Origin of the sequence: Caballeronia sp. LZ003, assembly GCF_031451465.1 — a bacterium.
GTDB lineage: Bacteria > Pseudomonadota > Gammaproteobacteria > Burkholderiales > Burkholderiaceae > Caballeronia.
Genome location: NZ_JARUXJ010000218.1, coordinates 35542 through 54564, shown reverse-complemented (window position 1 = coordinate 54564; position 19023 = coordinate 35542). Strand labels below are relative to the sequence as shown.

Below are 19023 nucleotides of genomic sequence, written 5' to 3'. Positions count from 1 at the left end.
CGCATGCTTACCGATCTAGCGAGTTATTCGGATCGTTCATGCGCGCAAGCGCGTGGCCGGCTTTGTAGCTGAGCCTGATGTTGTCGCCAATCCGGACCTGATTCGTCTGGATCACATCGCCGCGATGATGCAAGACGCCCTTTCCATGACCCGCATCTTGAACAAGGTAGTGATCAGTTTGCGCAACCACGCGGCCGGAATACGTGCCGCCGTCCCGGTTCGGCATCTCAGGCGAAAGACCACTTGCATGCGCCTGCTGTTTCGCCGTTGCGATGATCTGAACAACCGATTCCGCGGCGTCTTGCATTTCTTGAGTGGCGAACCGCTTTCCCGGAGTGGTCACGACAGCAAGCGCCAGTTCGCGATCGGACTTGATCCGCTCGATGAGGCCCGCATGGATTTCGTCCGCACCATCGAGTTCAAACAGGCGGTCGTGCGCGCGGTTGAAGAACTCTTCGGAGCGGTGCGGCTCTTTCATGCCTGAGACGTAGTCGTTCGCGGCCTTCGCAACCGACGCTTGCACTTCCGCACGGTATGCTTCTTCGCGCGCGGCACGTTCTGATGCCAACGGATCGACGGATGCGAATAGATCGCCGTCTAGCGCCGGCACCGATTCGATCGTCGCAGGCTGCCACGTCGACACGTATTCCGGGTCGTCTTGCATCTTCCGCAGTTCGACCATCACGTCGGCGTTATTCTTGCGCATCAGCTCAAGCTCGCGCTGTTGCGTGAACGGCTTGCCGAGTTGTTCCTTGACCTTCACCAGTTCGGCTCGATCGGTTTCGGCTTGCTCTTTCTGATACGTGATGTCTTCCTCGATCACGTTGAGGACGTTGTCCATGCGCTGAATGAAGCCGGTGACGCTGAACTTGTCTTCCACCGAGTAGCGGAGATTGCCGGCGACGTATCGCTCTGCACCCTTCAGTGCAAACTGAATATGCCGGTTGTCTGCCGTCGCGGTGACTGCGAAGCCACGGTACTTGCCAATATTCACGACATCCGGTTTTTCAGATATGTGCTTGGCGCGGCCCTCGATCGCGCGCTGCATGCCGCTCAGGACCGACTCCATCAGATGATCCTTCGATTCGGCATTGAACGTGTTCTGGCCAACCTTCATCTGCCACTCTTCGGTCGTGTTCGAGTCCCGGAGCGCCACGTCTGACTCATGGGCTGCGATTCGGCGTGCGGAGCGTTCGTCACCCTTGGACAGCCAGTCGATGCTTGATTCCAACGAATGCCGGTTCCGCTTGTAGTTGGAGTGCAGCGCTTCTAGTTTTTTCAAATCAGACGCGAATTGAACCTGCATAAAAATAAGCGGATTGCCGGTCGCCGCCGCTTTCATTTCCGCTGCGTTCGCGGCCTCGCCTGCAACGTCCTCGATGACGCGCGAGATGCCGTCGCCGCGACGAAACTGCTCGATCGCGCCCGCCTTGTACTCGATGGTCTGCCACATGCGTGAATCGTAGGTTTGTTTCGTGGCGTAACGCAGGATTTCCACTTCAAAGCCGTCCGGGTCTTCCTTGTACAGTTCGTTGCCTTGTCGCACGATGCGGCCTTCGCGCTGTTCAAGATCGCGCGGGCGCCACGGCGCGTCCAGATGATGCTCTGCGACCAGCCGGGTTTGCACATTCGTACCGGCACCCATCTTGGCTGTCGAGCCCAGCAGAAATCGAACGTCACCACGGCGCACTTGCTCGAAAAGCTTTGCGCGTTGCAGGTCCGTCTTCGCCTCGTGGATGTACCGAATTTCGTCAGCGGGAATCCCCCGACCGATGAGTTTCGAGCGAATGTCGTCATAGACGGAAAACTTGCCGTTCCCGCGTGACAGCAGTTCGTCCATCGACACCACGACTTCGTCGCCGGCCGCAGCTTCCTGATCTTCAGACGCGTTGTCCTGAGCGACAGCCGCTTGACTGCTATTCGCGTTGCGATCCAGCTTCGGCGTCGACAGATCGCAGAACACCAGCTGAGTGCCGCGCTTGTGATCCCAGGCGTGATAGATGCGAACCATCTCGTCAATCGCGACGTTGGTTTTGCTGCCCTCGAAGTCAGGAGCGTCCGGATCAATCAGGCGGAAATCCAGACCGGCTTTACGGGCATCGTTCGTGATCTTGAGCGGATTGTCTTCGCTGGGGTCTTTTGGCAGGTTCTCCATGCGGTGAATGATCGAACCCTCGGTCCAGTTCGTGATGGTCGAACCGTCTGCACGACGCATCGGTTTGCCGTCGCTATCGAGCATCGGCGTTTGTTCGCCCATGTACCGAGCTTGCATTGGTGAGCGTTCGACAACGATATTCGTGGGTTTGCCACCCTTCACTTTCGGGACCGGAAAACGCGTTCCGCGCTCTTCAGCCTGACGTTGCAGATCCTCGCGCGTGATGACATCCGCGAAGGAGCGGTACAGATTCGTGAGTTCCGGCACGTTCTGGAATTTGGCGAAACGGGAATTCAGCCGATAGTTCACGCCTGTCGCGTCCAACTCCCAACCCGTGACCACCTGGCCGAACGTGCTAGCCCACGCATCGAAATGATGGATGCCGCGCGTCTTCAACTCGTCATACTGCATGTAGCGCTGCATCGTATAAATTTCAGCGATGGTGTTCGCCACGGGAGTACCCGTCGCGAAATACACCCCGCGCCCGCCATTCTGCTTTTGCAGATATCGCGCTTTTACGAACAGGTCGAATGCTTTGTCGGAACCTTGGAGGTTGCCGAGGCCCGAGATGCGCGAGAGCGACGTAGTAATGAACAGGTTTTTGAACTCGTCGGCTTCGTCCACAAACATCGCGTCGATACCCAGTTCATCGAACGTCACAACACGATCCTTCGTGCCGGTTTCCGCGGCGCGTTCGAGCTTCGCCTTCATTCGATCGCGCGCTTTTTCCATCTCTTTGATCGTCACGCGGTCGCCGCGTTCCTGTTTGATGGAAAGGATCGCGTCCGTCAGATCGTCAATCTGCTCGTTGAGAATATCGTTGAGCATTTGCGGCGGCATCCCGATCTTCTTGAAGCTGGAATGGCCAACAACAACCGCGTCCCAGTCACCTGTGGCGATGCGCGCAAATAGACGCTCGCGGTTCTCTTTCTGGAAGTCCGACTTCTCTGCAATCAGTACGTTTGCATCGGGGTACAGCTTGTAGATGTCGTCTTTCCATTGCAGCAACAGATGGTTCGGTACGACGAACAGCGCTTTCTTCGTCAAGCCCATGCGCTTGCTTTCCATCGCTGTGGCAATACAGGCGAACGTCTTGCCCGCGCCAACAACGTGGTCGTACAGTTCTGTGCCGTCCTGAATACCACGCCAGATAGCGTCCTTCTGGTGCGGACGAAGCTCGATGGCGCTCGATGCGCCGGGAAGCGTCAGATGTGAGCCGTCGTAACGCGGCGCGACATTGGTATTGAAGCGATCGTTATAGAGGCGTCCGAGCGATTCGCGGCGATCCTTGTCCTCCCACACCCAGTCATTGAACGCCTGACGAATTTCGTCTGCCTTCTGGTTTGCAGCAGCGGTTTTCGCTTCGTTCGTTTTTCGGATCGGGTTGCGGTATTCGTCGTAGCCGACGATGTCCTGAACCTCGATTGCCTTGTTCGTCAGGATTGATTCGAGCAGTTTGTTCGCGGGTGCGTCCTCGGTCCCCCACGTAACGCGCATCGTGGTGGAGTCGCCGGCGCCGACGTTTGCGATCCACTTGCCGAGACTCGATTGATAGCTGATGTTCCGATGGACGTTTCCGAAGATATGCGTCGCAAAGTCGTTGACGACCGTATCGGGCACCCACGTCGATCCCAGCTGGATCGAGATATCTACAGGCTCGATGTCCTGCGGCTGCACGAGTTTGAGCGCTTCGACGTTGCCGGCGTACTTGCTGTCTGCGAGAGATGCACTTTCCGCGAGCTTCAACTTATCTTTGACGTTGCCGGTCAGATAGCGGTCTGCCGTCTCCCAACGCTGCGAAGCCGGATTCAGATATACGAGTCCCTGCAATTCGCGGAGGATCGCGTCTTCGTCGCGGCCGGACAGGCGCACCATCAAATCCAGATCGACGCCACCCGTCTCGTTCATCGAGACAACGAGCGCGTCTTTGGCACTTTCAACGTGGGTCACTTCGCGACGGGGCGACATGACGCGCGTTTTGAAAATTGCGGCCTTTTGCGCGCTCGGGTCGCGTGAATCGACACCATTCTTTCTCGCGACTTCCTTCGAGACACCCTTATCGTAGTCGCGCTCGAGCGATTGCAGCAGCGGGTAGTCGGGGTCTTCGCTCATCGCTTGCCGGTTGACTAGCGAATTCACATGCCCGTTGCGCTTCACAAACGCGTCGTACACCACGTTGAGCTTGCTGCGGAGCATCGAAAGATCAGCTTCCGGCACATCTTCCCGCCGCTCGGCGCGCATCAGTTCGCGCAGCACATTCCGGACATCGGCCATCCCCTTGATGCGTTCGAGCGCCTTGTCGTTCTTGTCGGTGACGAGCTTTGCCTGAGGCTCATCGAGAAGGTCGTCCAGGCGCTGCGCAACCTTCCCTTTCTCCGTGACGAAGTACGCGCCGATCTTGACAGTTTCCGGCACGACGATCGGCTCTTGCGTGGCTTCGGCAATGACTTGCTCGGCTTCGCGCCCGATGTAGATGCCAGCCGGGAGGCGCATGATAGCCGTCGACAGGTCAATGGCAAGGTCTTGGCCTTCCGGAGCGATCAGCGCGGGCGTGCCACCAGCGTACATCGTGCCTGCGCGCTCCATCCTGCCCAGCATCATTTCCGGACGGTCAACGTAATACGCGTTTAGCGGCATGTCTTCGCCGCCTGCAATGTCGGGAACGTCCACGATATCGACCCAGCCTCGATCCGGGACTTCACCAGCCTTCGCTTTCTGGAGGAAAACGATATCCGTGGTCACTTCCGTCAGCGCGTTCTTTTTGAACGCCGTGTTGGGAAGCCGAACCGCGCCGATGAAATGTGCGTGGTCGGCAATGTGCGACCGCGCAGACGAGTCGCGCGCATCGAGGAAGTAGTTCGACACGACGAACGCAGCGACGCCACCTTCGCGGAGCTTGTCGAGCGACTTGGAGATGAAGTAATTGTGAATCGAAAACTGCGAGATATCGCGGTGGTTCGCGTCGTAGACTGATTGATTGCCGAACGGCGGATTACCGATCGCGGCGTCGAAATAGCCTCCCGGAATGGTGACTTCCTGAAAGCCTTTGTTGATGACCGAAGCAGACGGATACAGATGTCGGGCAATCTGCGCCGTGACGCGATCAAGCTCGATGCCCGTGACCTTGGACCGCTCGCGCATCGCATCAGGCATCAGGCCAAAGAAGTTGCCGCTGCCGATCGACGGTTCGAGGATGCGACCGCCATCGAAGCCGAAACGTGCCATCGCGCTATGAACGGCCTCAACGACCGGCTGCGCCGTATAGTGGGCGTCCTGCGTGGAACGCCGAGCGGCCTCGTACTCGTCCTTGCCGAGCAGCGAAGCCAGTTCTTCGAATTCTGTTCGCCATTCCGTGTTGCGATGGTCGAACGCCTGCGGAATGCCGCCCCATCCGACATAGCGGACGAGTACCGCTTGCTCTTCGCGTGTCGCGGCCCGGTCTTCAACCCCCAGCCTAGCGAGAAGACGGAGCGCCGCGACATTGTCCCGGTACTTGGTTTTCTGCCCGCCCTCGCCCAGTCGGTCTGCGTCGGTGATGACGTAGTCCGTCGCCGGCTCAACTACGAACGGCGCAGGCGCGACCGTTTCCGGCGTTGCCCGCTCTAGCTCAGTTCGGTCGAGATATTCGCCAGCGTTAGCACTTCCGACTCCGACACTCCCGATTGCAGCATCGCCGTCGCGTCCATCAGCGCTTCGTGCTCCAGCGTCTGCTGGTCGAGCAACCGACCCAACAAGATCACTTCGCCCTCCGATTCCAGCGCTTTCAGCTGGCGTGGCGAGTTCAGCGCCCATCGGTCGAGAATCGTCCACGCTCTGAGATGGAACGGGCTCTGGCGCACTGAAGAGATCGTATCCGGCGTCAGCACGCGCTTTGCCACTTCGAGCGGCTTGAGTTGGCCTTCCAGCATATTTAGCTCCAGTCTGTTCGTCTATCGGGTCGGCCGCAGCATCTTCGTTGATGCGCTCGATTGCGGCAACCGTCTCGTTAAAAGTAAAGTCAAACCCAAGTTGGGCCTCATCGGCACGTCGTTTCATTGTGCGCCTTCAACGTCAGCAGAAATTCGCCCGCCCGGACGCCTTCGGCGTCGGCCAGGTCGCGGCACAGGTGCGACCTGTACCTCTTTCTGGCAAACCATGCGGTCGCCAGCCCCGTACTACGTGAGCGACATAGTAATATAAATATGTCGTTCACGGTAAATAGCACGAAGCCTTTACTCGCAAATTTCCAACGTCAGAAGTCGCTAAAATAACTCACACAGTGGCTGCAAATTCTCACTCTTGACCAAGAAGCGCCTGCGCCACCCATCTAGGCCGATTCCCTCCACCAGCACCCGATCGCCGTCCCGATGCTCGATCACTTCCACGACGTAGCCGCGCTTCGTCTTGCTGTATCGCCCGTTGTATCGAGCCAACGCCTTCTCGGTCGCTGGCGTCGGGCTTTGCTGATCGGTATCCATGATTCGCCATTCTTCGTGCTGCGTGCGATGGAAGCAATAGCGACTCCACCAGCAACGCGAAAGACTCTAGCTCCGGGTCATCCATCCATGCCGCGACAATCGCCGTCAGCGGCGGATTCAGTGTTTGAGCAGTTGCCCGCCAGAATCGTCCAACTGCTCGGGTCCGCGTGGTCGCGGTCAATTCCATCCGTGTCAGAAGCTCCAAATCTGTAACGAACGAGTTAGCGCCACGGTCCGGCAGATGCCTTGCACTTTCGGGCAGGCGCAACATCAGAGGTATCGAACCGTCATCATCATCTCGTGAAGTCACAATGGTTAGCCTGGATGGTAGGCAATAAACCTCAAATGCCTACTGTGATATTTTTATATCATGATATTGACTATACGCGCTGACGCCCGGTCTAGCAATACCCCCTACGATCAAAATGTTCGTGTCGATTCGACGGATCGCCGGCTATGAACTGTCGCCTGAATGGGCGCGAAGCGCCCATAGAGTCGCAGGAATCCAGCCGATGACGGTTAGTTGCAGTGTCATACAAATGCGGGCGTCCCGTCTTCGCCCACGCGCGAGAAAGGTGAACCACGGGAAAACTACCGCAGTGACTACGCGCATCACGCCCCTTCGACCAGAACAACCGCTGCATCCGGTTGTCCGGCCGGCGATGCCGGCGACCCGAGAATTCTGTAGCGGTTCACCATTAACGTAACAACGCTCGTTCGTTCGCCCAGCCAAAGTTTCCCGCTCACGCGCATGTGACCGGGACCAGACGGCAAAACCACCTTCGAGCGGTCGAAGCCCACGAATACTCGTGCGTCCGAAGTCTCCAGTGTCCCGAACAGACGAGAGCCGTTTGTAGCGCTCTCGTCCGGTGTGAAAAATCCCTCAACGTCGTGGACGATTGGTAGGCGCATGCCGACACGGCGAAGCGCGGACAGGAGAAGCGAAGGTGACGCGCACGCCGCGTCTGCTCGATCAACGAAACTCAACTTCAAGCTCCGAGAACTTGGCGTCGAGCAGGCCGCTGCGATGCGCAATACGCCGGCTCGATCGCGGCGATGACCCGGACGAGGCCACGCGAGGCCCGGACGTAAGCAACGCCGGGACCGGCTGACCTGCATTGCGCAACACGGTTTTAACGTAGCCGTTATTGAAGCCACGTTCAAAGTCGCCCGTGTTGTATGCGGAAATCGCGGCAAGCAACGCGCTTTGCTGATCGCGATACTGTTTCGACGCGTTGGTATAGAAGTTTGAAAGGATAGTCCCGCCTGCCCATAGGTTAGTGCACGGATCGAGCGCTTGTTCGACCGACAACCCCAACCCTGCCAAGTTGCGGTTGTTCAGCTGGGTCAGTCCCATATCGACAAGATGGCCGCGCGCGATCAGGTCGCGCGCAATCGAAGCGGCTTCGGTGGCCGAATCAGGGTAGATCGTGCGCAACATCGTCTTGCGCACAGAGAAAGGCAGATTCGCAGGGCCATTGTCCAGCAGCACAAACATGCGACCACTCGATTCGGTTTTCACGATTGCGCTAAGCGTCGTCGGATGAACGTTCGGCGCGCAGCGCTGCATCATCGCAGTCAAATCCTCAGCGCGCGCATTGCCGACCGCGAGCGCGAGGGCCATCCCGCACAGCGAGAATACGGTCTTCAGCATAATGCTGCCTCTTTTGTTTTGTAGAACCACATCAGATGCCTGAAAAGGGCCGTCGCAATGGCCGACGCCCCCTTGCGGTCCCATCCACATTCGATAAAGCGGGCGCGCGAGGATTGCCGAACGTGCTCAGGGTCCAACCGGCCATTCCCGAGAGTCGGTGACAGACCGCCGATCGAAACGAGCAATGCAAATTCTTTCGGGCAACGACGACGGAGCCATTCGCAGATGTCAGCCGGATCACCCAAACGGCCGTAATGCAGAGCCAAGAGCGCGTCGAACTCCTTCAGGATTGCAGGACTCGCCGGCGCGACGTCGGGCGAGAGTTCGAACGCCTCAAATTCCACGGGCGCATCGACCGCCACCAGCTTGCGGCCGAACTCGCCGCCGTTATTCGCGGTGACGAATAGAACGAGCAACGCTCGCTCGACCGGCTTTCGCGATGGCCAGAATTTGGTCCAGCGAACGCGGTACTGGTCGATACTCGACAGACACCAGTTGTACCGCTGGAGCAGCATGTACAGATGCAATGCCGCCGCGCGCGACATCTGAACCGCATCGAGTCCGGGCAGGACACGCACGCCGATTCCGCGGCTCGCGGACGGCATGTTCGAATGCTCGAAGAAGTCGATCAAACCACCACCCCCTTTCGTCCCGAATACGTGATCGTGATCGACTCGCCTTCCTTGGCCGAGCGATTCAGCTTCGCGATGCGATGCAGCGATACTTGCTCGCGATCGTGATGCTTGTGGATCGCGATGTAATGCCTCGTCACCAGCAAAACCTTGCCGGCATACTTCCCGCCTTCGACGACCCTCTCTACTGTTGCTTCGGTCGGCGTCCCGTCAACGGCTTCAAAGTCATGGAACAGCTTGCGAACCTTGCGCCGAGCCTCACGCTCATAGACCGACATATCGCGGTAGAAACCAGCCTGTGAGAACCGTTTGTAGCTCGATGAATCCTTCACCATGAAATGAAGCTCGAACGCCTCATTCGGCTCGAAATCTGCGCAGTCGCCCAGCGGACGCGCAACGAAGCTGAGGTCTTCGATTGCAAGCGCGCGGTTGATTGGTTGGCCGTTGGTGTCGAAAAGCCCGAACTCGAATTCGAGGACCGTTTCGCGCTCGACATGCTCCTGCTTTACGACAAGCGTGACTTCCGGGAAGTCCGAGTACGTGTTGATCGTCACGTTCAGATCCTTGGCGCCGTCGACCCGCTCCACGGCGACCATGAACCACTTCACACCCAGCCCTTTGCCTTCCGAAAACGTCATGCACACGCGGCTTGGGCTCGCTATCGCTGCTCGCTGCTGAAACACGGGCATTTCAAAATACCGCAACTTCTTTGCGCGGATCGGCGGATGGCCCGTGTTGAAAATCAACATCTCGTCACGCGGCAGGCGACTCGCTTCGTCCGCTGTCAGCAACGGACGCTCGACCAACTCTTCCGATACGCTCATCTGTCCCAGCATGGCGCCCATACGCGTGCCGCTATAGGACACGTTTTGTCTCTTTACTGTGGTAATGCCGGTCATCTTCGAAACGTCTTCCGCCGTGTCGATCGTGTTCGGCGCGTAAGCAATGCGCAGCTGGCAACCTGCGGTGATTGTTTCCTTGTCGCCATACGCTTCCCGTAGCTGAATCCAGTCTTGGAAGAAAAGGAACGCGGTAATTCCATAACCGGCCATGTACGACAGCGCATCCTGCAACTGCTCCATCTTTTTGAGCGATGCAAGCTCATCGACCAGCAGCAGGAGCCTATGGCGATAATCTTTCACGCCACGCCCGTCTTCGAAACCCATGCTTCGCGTCAGTCGAAGAATCAGGAAAGTGATGAACAGGCGGACAAGCGGACGAAGCCGGTTTTTGTCGGACGGCGGAATCACGATGTACAGGCTCACGGGCTTCTCGTGATTCATGAGGTCGTTGACGCAGAAATCCGACCGAGACGTGTTGCGCGCGACGATTGGCTCTGTGTACAAACTCAGCTTAGTCTTCGCCGTCGACAAGACACTGTTGCGCTCTTTCTCTTCCTTGTTGAGCATTGCGCGCGCGGCAATGGCAACTTGCGGATGTGTTTTGGTCGGGTTGCCTTCCGAATCAAGCCACCCCATGCTGCCATCGGGATCGTGCTCGGCGTTCATCATGCGGGTGTACATCTGTTCCGGGTCGGTGAAACTCGGATCAGCCAGGTACGTCGAAACCCCACTCAGCGACTTGTCCCGCTCGTAATACTTCACATGGAGGATTACGCCCACCAGCAACTCATAAGACGTGCTAACCCAGTGATCGTCCATCCCTTCGCCGTCCGGGTCCGCGATCGCTTGCGATACGTTCTGCGCATCCATCACGTCGTATTCGGTGTACGTGCGAATCTCATCGAGCACGTTCCAGTATGCGGCTGCGTTATAGCGCGAGCGCCCGTCGATGCTCTTCTGATCGACAGACGTGGGATCAAACTTGATGACAAGCGAGCCGGCCGAATGCCGGAATCCGCTCGACAGTTCGTAGTTTTCGCCCTTGATGTCGTTGACCGCTGTACTTGCAGGGTATGAGAGGAGCGTGGTTAGAACCGGGCCGACACCCTTACCACTTCGCGACGGCGCGGCACAGGCGAGGTGAGCAGGATCGCTGTACCGGAGTACCTTCCGACCAGCGCTCGTATCGAACGCGCCAAGATACGGCCCCGAGGCTTTCCGATGAGTGCGCTTGCGGCGAAAAAGCGGCCCTTCCCACCGCTCATATGTGACAAGGCCCATTTTCTCGATATCGCGTTCGTTCGCCCATCGAGCCGAGCCGTGCAAATCGTCATGCTTCTCGCTTTTAAGACTTCTACGGTAGTAAAGAAAGAAGCCCCCCAACAAGCTCAAGACACCGCCACCGCATAAAACCAGCAACATCCGAGTTACATACGTCTCAAGCTGCTTGGTGGAATTCATCCACTGCGCCGCCCAGCCGAACCACGAGAACGGCTGATAGATTCGGACGGTCGGCCCAACCTTCCAGACATACTCGCCAAGTCCATCCTGATACTGGACGGCATGCGCAAAATACTGCGTCGCGGCCCATGAAGACAACGCCATCCCAAACAGGAAGGCGACGATGATCGAAGCGCTAAAGTGAACGGACCGATTGCTCTGACCTGCAAGCATGTATGACACGCCCTTAACTGTAATTTATCTATAGCAGAATACTACAGTAAAAAGATGCCCGGTCATAGCGCCTAACGGCTTCGGTTCGCGTCGCGGGCATGCTCATCTTTGGTCGCTACTTCCCCACGCCCGTTGCTATAGACGATCCGGGCGTCAGTTCCAACGCGCGGCACGCGATCGAGCTTGCCAAGATCATGCGCAACGGCGGTCTGCCGTCCAACATTCTGGACCGCATGCGAAGTCGTATTTCCGACCATCGCACCAACGTATCGGCCATTTTCCTTGGCGTCGTTGAGCACCACGCCCGCGCCGATCGCGGCACGCGCAACTTCAGCCGGCGTCTTTTCCGGGCTTGGTTGATGCACTTGGCCGATCATCGCCATGCCGACCTGGCGTCGCACGACCGACAATCCTTCGCGGGCTTGCAGATCGTTGAAATCGGTAGGCGCGTCGACCAGCGACTCGAATACCGGGAAAACCGTCCGCGCCCCATGCGCCGCTGCCGCCGCCAAAGCTTTCTCGCGCCCCACGTTCATAATTTTTACAGACACACGATTGCGCTCATGCGCAAACTCACCGACCACGCGCTGAACGCCTTCCGGACTTTGTTCGTAGCTCAGCCTCAACGTGCAGTTCGGATTTGCGCGAAGCGGCCGAGCGATACCGTCAATCTGTACTTCGTCGTCCGCGATCCCGCCGTCCAGTTTCAGGCGTGGTTTAGCGTAATCGTTGTGACCCAGTTTATTCACGGTTCGCACGATCTTGTCGCGAGTGAGAACGTCATCGTCGCCACAGATGATGAGAGTCTTACCTTGCAGGCGCGGCGCGAGCTGGGAAACAACAGGCTCGATGTTGCCGCTGTCGAACACCTCGACAACAGGTAGCCGGGTGGCCATATGCAGGGACGCGCACGTCGCGTAACCCTCACCGAAGAGAACCGTTTTTCCAGCCTGGATATCCCCGAGAACATGGAAATGCCCCGTCTTCTGGCCTCCGGTTTCGTAGAGCTTGCTGCCGCGTGGGTCGATATATTGGAGAGTCCAGATTTTCCCGTCGGCGTCCGCGATCGGCGTCACCAACCGTTCGCCATCGAGGCGAAGCCCGAAAACGCCGACTTGTTTTCGCTCTGCATACGGGTGTGTGATCGCGGTATCGAGGGATGCCCACTTCGCCGTCGCGCGCTGTGACACCAGTTCACGCGTATCACTCGTTTCCGCCTCGCGCTGCTTGCGGTTCGCTTCGAGCAGCTTCCGGTGTTGCTCTCGATCTTCAAGCGAGAACACTTTGCCGCGCGGAAACCACGGTTTGCTCTCGCCCGAATCGTGATTCGTGATGTATCCATTCGGCGCTTCGCCAAACTCGACGCGATACGCGCCTTTGAGCGCCTTCTGATCGCGGCTCGTTGTTACGGTCGTCAGCATCCATCCTTCGCTTTCCTTGACTCCCGGATAAACCACGCCCAATTCAGCGCACGCTTGTGCAAACTGCTGCTCAATGTCGATTTCCTTCGGTTCGAACCATCGCGCAAACGGGGCGTCATCCACCTTGTGGGGAACAAACCACGCTTTTTTCCCGCCATCGAACCTTGCGCCGAGCCTGCTCGCGTCGTCCTTCTCTTCAAACGGGACGAAGAGGTATCGACGCCCGCTACGCTGACTAGCTCGGGCCGTCACTTCTGACGTTGGAAGTGGACGCTCATCGGAAAACGTTTCAGGCGTCGATAGGCTCATTAAAAAATCTCCCTTTGGTAGACGATTATCGCGAGACACCTTGCGACCTCGAGCGGTCCTGCTTCGCTTCGACTCCCGCACGTCCCTTGGCGTATTGAATCCGAACGCTCTCGCCATGCTCGACGCTTTTTTTCAGTGCAGACGCATCGAAACGCGACTTTTCGTGAATCACAGCCGATTTCTTTCCCAAATCCTGCACAACATGGTGCTCGGTCTGATGAATCACCTTTCCCGTATATAGCCCGTTTTGCTCCTTCGTCTCCATGACAACGGACCCGGCGCCGAGCGCGTGCTTCAATGCCGCCTCTTTCGATTCCGCGATTGCCTTATCGCTTCCAACGGCCGCCGTGTGCACGGACTGCGCGGGCGCATTGGTCTGTGCGGCTGCGAGCGTTTCCAAATCCTTCTCGGTCGGTTCATATCCAACGACTTCCAACCCCGCCATGCGAGCGTGATACCACGCTTCCGACCGGAATTTCTCGGTTCCGGTCACAAGGATCGCTTCCCAATCCTTATGCTTCGCCAATTCGATCGCAGCCTGGAAAGCGTCCATCTGCTTATCCACGAATCTGATCTTCTCGTCTTCATCGACAAGCGCAATGCGCTTGCTTTCCTTCCCATCGGCCACCCGAAAATACTCACCGTTCTCGCGACGGATGAAACGCCCATTGAGAAGCGTTGCCGGCCCCTCCTTAGAGGCCGCTACAGGTTGGCCCGCCTTGTCGGGCGATCCGGTCGCGCTCAACTGTGCCGGACGCGGCGCGCGAAGGAAGGCATTTTCCTGTGCCGGCGATGAATTGTGAGGATTGCGGCCGGGTGCTGCCGAGATAGTGTTCTCGAGCGCTTCATCCGGCACGGTTCGAACGTCTTCGTCTTTGGTGACGCTGTTTTCTGCTGCATTTGGGACGATCGGGGCAACCTCGGCAGCTTGCTCACTGGCTTGCGCATCTCGCAGAAACGACGGAGGACTGATGTGCTTCACGCCGTGTTGCTCCCAAAGCTCGATTGCCGCTGCTTTGTCTTTCTGCGCGAAGGCTTCCAGATCCTTCAACGCCTCTTGCATCTGCGCGGCACCGGCCATACGTACCGCGGAGTCGTCCGAGTAGCCGCAATACCAATCGACGCGCGATAGCCGATCGGCAAGCTGTGTGCGTGCATCCGGCTTCGCGATTCCCTGAATCGTGTTCGCTTCGACTTCGACAGGCGGAACCGAGGGTTGACCGCTCGAAGTTGCCTCGATGCCGTCGCGCATCGCTTCAATGGTTTGCAGACGCTCCCGGCTCCGCTGCACGAACGCGCTCACCGCAGCGCGATCCTTATCCGTCACGCCTGCGAGGTGTTCGTCCAGCTGCGCGGCGGTCTCGAACTCGATAGCGCCATCGAGCGACCCCATCGCGGGTACAAATCCCACACGCATGGAGTTATCAGCCGCAACCGTGATGAAATAGTCACCGGCATCTGCCGACAACTCTTTCCCATCCACGTATCGGTATCCTGCCAGGACGTCTTTCGGCATGGCTGCGACAGGAACATCGTGCGTTGCGCCGACACCCTGTTGGAACGCGGGAAACGTTTCTTCGAGGCTCTTGCGCGCAGTGTTGCCGTACTTGTCCGTCGCATCCAGATCAGCGCCGGCATCAATGAGCGCGCGCACGGCACTCTCGCTCGTCTTGGCTGCGTAATGAAGCGGGGAGACGCCATCCTCATCGACGGCCAGTGCGTCCGCACCCGCTTCAATCAACGCGGTCACCAGATCGGCGTTCCCAGCCGCAGCGGCGCGATGCAGCGCAACTGCACCTTTCGAGAACTGATCCCCGCCACGCGTAAGCGGAAGGTTCGCATTAGCACCGTGACGCCGCAAAATCTCGACTCCGGCGCGATCGTTGGCCATCCACATTGCGGATACGCCGTCTTCCCCCCGCGCGTCCACGTCCGCGCCGTGCGCAATCAATTCTTCTGCGAACGCGTGCGCCCTTAGCCGAACCGCATAGCCGAGCGCGTGCGTGCCGAATAGACCACCAGTGACGGAGTCTTTCACGTTAGCCGACAACCCGTTATCGCGCCAAACGCGCTCGGCAGTCGGAACGTCGCCTTGATAAAGCGCTTCGAAGAAGTCTTCTTTCGCAGCCATTTCTTATCCTTTAAAAATATATGTTTTGGTCTACCGGGACAAATCGCGAGTCTTCGAGCGGTCTGCGGCCGGCACTGCAAGTTGTCCGCGACCGCCCTGATACTGAATCTTTGCTTGCTGACCCACGGACGCATGCGTTTCGAGAGCGTGTGCACGATGCAACACGACATCATCTTTTCCAGCGTGCTGCAACACGTAGCGATCATTGACCGCGAGAACTTGCCCGACGTATGTTTTGCCCGAACCCGTGAACGCGTCGCGCACTTTCGGCGCATCGATACGTTGCTCGGCAATCGAGACGGCCTGTTCACGATCCGCTCGATCGGCTACCACTTCCGCGCGCATTTCATTGACCGCGCGCGCGACGAACGACTTCAGGTTTGCGTCCACAGTCCAGACCTTCTCTTCGCGATGAAATTCCGAACTGTCGATCCGGGCAATGCGCGCAGAAAGCACTGGGTTGTAATCAAACTCAATCTTGTACTGTCCGCCCTCTTCGATGACTTTCACCCCGTCGACCGACTTACCGAGAGAGGCATCCAGCTTTTCTTCCGCCGTAAGTCGATGTCCTACGCTCGCGCGGCCCTTGTCGTCGTATTCGATCGCGACCTTGTCGCCTTTGAACAGCGATTCAGACAGGTCGGCAAGGCGATGCAAGGTGACGAATGCGACGCCGTCACGCTTGCCAAGGCCGGTCAACTGAGCAGCGTAGCGATCGTTGACTGCGAGGATTTCGCCCATCAACGGTTCGCCGCGAAGATGAAAATCAGAAATACGAGGCGTCTGGTCCGGTGTCACCTGTTGATCGCGTGCGGCTCGATCCGCTGACGACTCGATCGCGTTGTGTGCCGCGGAATCGAGCAAATATTCCTTACGCATTGATGCGGTGATGTCGGCCAGCGCGTCGTACTGCGCGACCGGCACGCGCCAGGAATCAACGCCGTCGAACTCCGCTCCGGGAATCTTCCTGATCTGCGCGACGAGGTCCGGGTTGTAGCCAAACCGCACGGCATAACTTTCCAAACCGTCGAACGTGATCGACACGCCATCGTGGTCGCTGTCGAGCGGATTGAGCCGCTGCCGCTTCACATCCGGATCAATACGACGCGGCGCTCGCTCCTTGCGCGCAGCCTCCACTTTCACCTTCGTCGTGCCGTCGTTAAAAGTGTCATCGTCCACTGAGGTAGCTCCCCTGATGATTATATTAAATCACTGTAACGCGGAATAACCGGTTCAAAACGACGTTAGATGCGACCAACCGGAAGATCGCCCGAACTGATCAGCGGGTGACGCCGCCGCGGTCATGCTCCTTGCTGCGGTCGGAAACGATACCCGCGCCCTTCGAATAGTCAATCGCGACGTTTCGACCAACAGCCGGCGCGCGATCGAGCTTTGCGAGGTCATGAATAACGACCGCTCCGCGGCCCACAGCTTGGACCGTATGGAAATCGGTACGGCCGACAATTTCGCCGACCGCTCGACCGTTCGGATTAGGTGTTTGGATGAGAGTGTCGTCGCCAAAAAGATCACGCGCTGATTTGACGGCCACAGCGTAGCTCGCCTCCACAGCCGCGACCGAATCAGAGAACGTCGGCGTGCTGACTCGTTGCGCTTCAATGCGCTTTTCGTCCGCCGTGCGAACCACAGTGAGAATTTGGCTGAGGCGCTGCTTCGAGATGCCGGCCTCGTTTGCTGCGTCGACAGGCTTCATGTTGCCGACGAGAACCAAACGAGCCGCTTCGCGGCTTGCTTGGGTCAATTTGGTATCACGAACGAGGTCCGCGAATTCCTGATCAGTCATACGTCAATCCGTGAATGGGTATCACACGGAACTATATACTACTCTTTACGCGTTGGCGGTCTTCGCCATCGGCATTTGAAGCTCCGACATCTCGTCAAACGCTGCCATTCCAGCGTCCCATGTCGCGCTCAACCACTGCATGTAAGTCGTCATATCCGCCGAACCATCGGCGTTAGTCGGAAACGGCAACGGCTTGTCTGCAAACACTTGCGCCAGAACTTCCGGTGCGACCACCTTATCGGCGGGCGGAACGTAGTGACCTTCCTGCGCGAAGACAGCGGCATCCATAACCATCAACGACGACGACGAACCCTTAAACATTACAAACCCCCAATGAGCAGAACTGGTCTATCCACACGTCACCCTTGAGCGACATGATACGCGAACTTAACAGTAAGTAAAGAGTTGTCGCTATTTACTTTTAGACGATCCACCCTTTACCTGGTCACGCTCCGCTTCTGACGTTGGAAGCGGGCGGGACATTGCCCCACAGCAGCTAACGATTGCAACTACAAATACAAGCGCTTATTTAAAAACTGCTCCGGCATTGAGCCCGTAAGGACTCGTTACAGCTACAAACATTTTGTAACATTACAGCTAAATAAATATATTGTTTAGCTGATTGTCCTAAACAGCGACAAGCGTTGGCTCCGCGTTGAGTTCGCCCACGCCCTTCATCTGTACTAGGACACGGCGATGAGGAACGATTGATTTCAGCTTCGCCTCACTGAACCCGAGCTTCCGAACGACATAAGAACTGTTGGTGTGATCCAGTCCCAACAACAACTTTGTGCCAAGGTTACCCATGAGGATATCGGCAAAATCTGACGGAGCTTGAGTGGCAAATATCATACATAAGCCAAACTTACGCCCTTCCCGCACCATGCGATTGATGACAGAGTCGTCCGACCCATCGATATACCAGTGCGCCTCATCAAGCACGCAGATATCCATCAGTTCGCTGGTAACGCCCCGCGCGATGGCGCGTGTGAAGATGGTTTCTAACCGCGTGAGCGTGAACAACTTCTTTTCATCGCGGCTCAAAGACTTAATGATGTAGCGCCAAACGCGAGCGCGAGTATCTAACGGCGGCGGTGTACTCCGATAGATGCCGATTTGGTAGAGATTCTCTAATCGGTCAATCACGGACTCCAAAGTTTCTCGTTGCCCGTCTGCGTCCAGTGCGTCATCGAATTCGTCACCGGTGTATGCGGTGGAAACAGCCTCCGTGAATGAGTCGATCGCGCGAGCACGAGCGGACTCCAGTTCCTTCTCCAACTTGGCCACGACCTCATCGTCACCACCTGGGCGCGACAATGCGGCTTCCTTGATGCGAATCTGCTTCGCTGCTTTGAACACGTCCTGCAGGGCGTTCACAGCCCGCTGACTGGACCCTGTCGCGACGATCTTGATGCGCTCACGTCCGTACTCGATGGCATCCAGCAATGTCGGATAGCGCCTTCCGTTGGCCGGGTCCGCAGCCCACGTCGTGTGGTCATCCATCAGGAAGCCCTCGCGGCGATACAGCGCCACGAGAAGGCGTGTCAGCGCGCGTTCTTGCCGGGGCCCCAACCTCACCGACGTTTGGTTAAGTGCCATGATGAGTGATTGAATGCGCTTACGCACCCCGCCGAATTCAGGGTCTGCACTCAACTCCAGCGGATTAAAACCAAAGTCCGACGATTCGTGAAACGTGACCGATGAGGCGTTTTCGATATCGACGTCGCCGTGACCGTCGAAGACATGGAATCGGACGCGGGCGTTACCACTCTCCGTCATCGCCTTGACGATACGCCGCAGCATCGTTGTCTTGCCCATGCCGCTATCTGCGAACACGCCGATGTGCGGATTCGCGATGCGGCCGGGTTCCCAAACAAGCTCTGACCCGTTGACAAGATTTTTGCCCCAGCTGATACGCAAGGCTAACTCCTTTTTTTTAATTACTTG

14 protein-coding genes are annotated in these 19023 nt (G+C 57.6%); 1 reads left to right on the top strand and 13 read right to left on the bottom strand.

Annotated features, from left to right (window positions below):
* Window positions 1–7: 7 nt before the first annotated feature.
* The gene (locus tag QCE79_RS34775; RefSeq protein ID WP_309852429.1) at window positions 8–5380 is read right to left on the bottom strand and encodes an Eco57I restriction-modification methylase domain-containing protein; all 5373 of its coding nucleotides are present in this window, start codon (window positions 5378–5380) and stop codon (window positions 8–10) included.
* A gap of 6 nt (window positions 5381–5386) precedes the next feature.
* On the opposite strand from QCE79_RS34775, the gene QCE79_RS34770 reads away from it, so the two are divergent.
* Complete coding sequence (locus tag QCE79_RS34770; protein ID WP_309852426.1) at window positions 5387–5761, top strand: hypothetical protein; 375 nt, start codon at window positions 5387–5389, stop codon at window positions 5759–5761.
* Here QCE79_RS34770 and QCE79_RS34765 read toward each other — a convergent pair.
* The 12 genes from QCE79_RS34765 to QCE79_RS34710 form a co-directional block, all read right to left on the bottom strand.
* Window positions 5758–6063, bottom strand: a complete 306-nt coding sequence (locus QCE79_RS34765; RefSeq protein WP_309852423.1) for a hypothetical protein — start codon at window positions 6061–6063, stop codon at window positions 5758–5760. The two genes, QCE79_RS34770 and QCE79_RS34765, sit on opposite strands and share 4 nt — an antisense overlap.
* 333 nt (window positions 6064–6396) lie before the next feature.
* Window positions 6397–6612, bottom strand: coding sequence for a hypothetical protein (locus tag QCE79_RS34760; protein ID WP_309852421.1), 216 nt, complete (start codon window positions 6610–6612; stop codon window positions 6397–6399).
* A gap of 454 nt (window positions 6613–7066) precedes the next feature.
* Entirely contained in the window at window positions 7067–7225 is a 159-nt protein-coding gene (locus QCE79_RS34755) for a YqaE/Pmp3 family membrane protein (RefSeq protein WP_309852418.1), read from the bottom strand.
* A 360-nt stretch (window positions 7226–7585) separates the two neighbouring features.
* The gene (locus QCE79_RS34750; RefSeq protein WP_309852416.1) at window positions 7586–8350 is read right to left on the bottom strand and encodes a lytic transglycosylase domain-containing protein; all 765 of its coding nucleotides are present in this window, start codon (window positions 8348–8350) and stop codon (window positions 7586–7588) included.
* Complete coding sequence (locus tag QCE79_RS34745) at window positions 8260–8811, bottom strand: hypothetical protein (protein ID WP_309852412.1); 552 nt, start codon at window positions 8809–8811, stop codon at window positions 8260–8262. The genes QCE79_RS34750 and QCE79_RS34745 overlap by 91 nt, the downstream gene beginning before the upstream one ends.
* 83 nt (window positions 8812–8894) lie before the next feature.
* Window positions 8895–11414, bottom strand: coding sequence for a type IV secretory system conjugative DNA transfer family protein (locus QCE79_RS34740; protein ID WP_309852409.1), 2520 nt, complete (start codon window positions 11412–11414; stop codon window positions 8895–8897).
* Between the two features lie 71 nt (window positions 11415–11485).
* Window positions 11486–13144, bottom strand: a complete 1659-nt coding sequence (locus QCE79_RS34735) for a DUF5710 domain-containing protein (RefSeq protein WP_309852407.1) — start codon at window positions 13142–13144, stop codon at window positions 11486–11488.
* A 25-nt stretch (window positions 13145–13169) separates the two neighbouring features.
* Window positions 13170–15035 (bottom strand): LPD7 domain-containing protein, encoded by a 1866-nt coding sequence (locus QCE79_RS34730; RefSeq protein ID WP_309852404.1) that lies wholly within the window; start codon window positions 15033–15035, stop codon window positions 13170–13172.
* Between the two features lie 270 nt (window positions 15036–15305).
* Window positions 15306–16454 carry a hypothetical protein gene (locus QCE79_RS34725; protein ID WP_309852401.1) on the bottom strand — a complete coding sequence of 383 codons (1149 nt, stop codon included), beginning with the start codon at window positions 16452–16454 and terminating at the stop codon, window positions 15306–15308.
* Window positions 16455–16554: 100 nt separating this feature from the next.
* On the bottom strand, window positions 16555–17076 hold the full coding sequence (locus QCE79_RS34720; RefSeq protein ID WP_309852399.1) for a TrfB-related DNA-binding protein: 522 nt from the start codon (window positions 17074–17076) through the stop codon (window positions 16555–16557).
* Window positions 17077–17121: 45 nt separating this feature from the next.
* The gene (locus tag QCE79_RS34715; protein ID WP_309852395.1) at window positions 17122–17397 is read right to left on the bottom strand and encodes a hypothetical protein; all 276 of its coding nucleotides are present in this window, start codon (window positions 17395–17397) and stop codon (window positions 17122–17124) included.
* A gap of 306 nt (window positions 17398–17703) precedes the next feature.
* Window positions 17704–18996, bottom strand: a complete 1293-nt coding sequence (locus QCE79_RS34710) for a helicase HerA domain-containing protein (RefSeq protein ID WP_309852392.1) — start codon at window positions 18994–18996, stop codon at window positions 17704–17706.
* Window positions 18997–19023 lie beyond the last annotated feature (27 nt).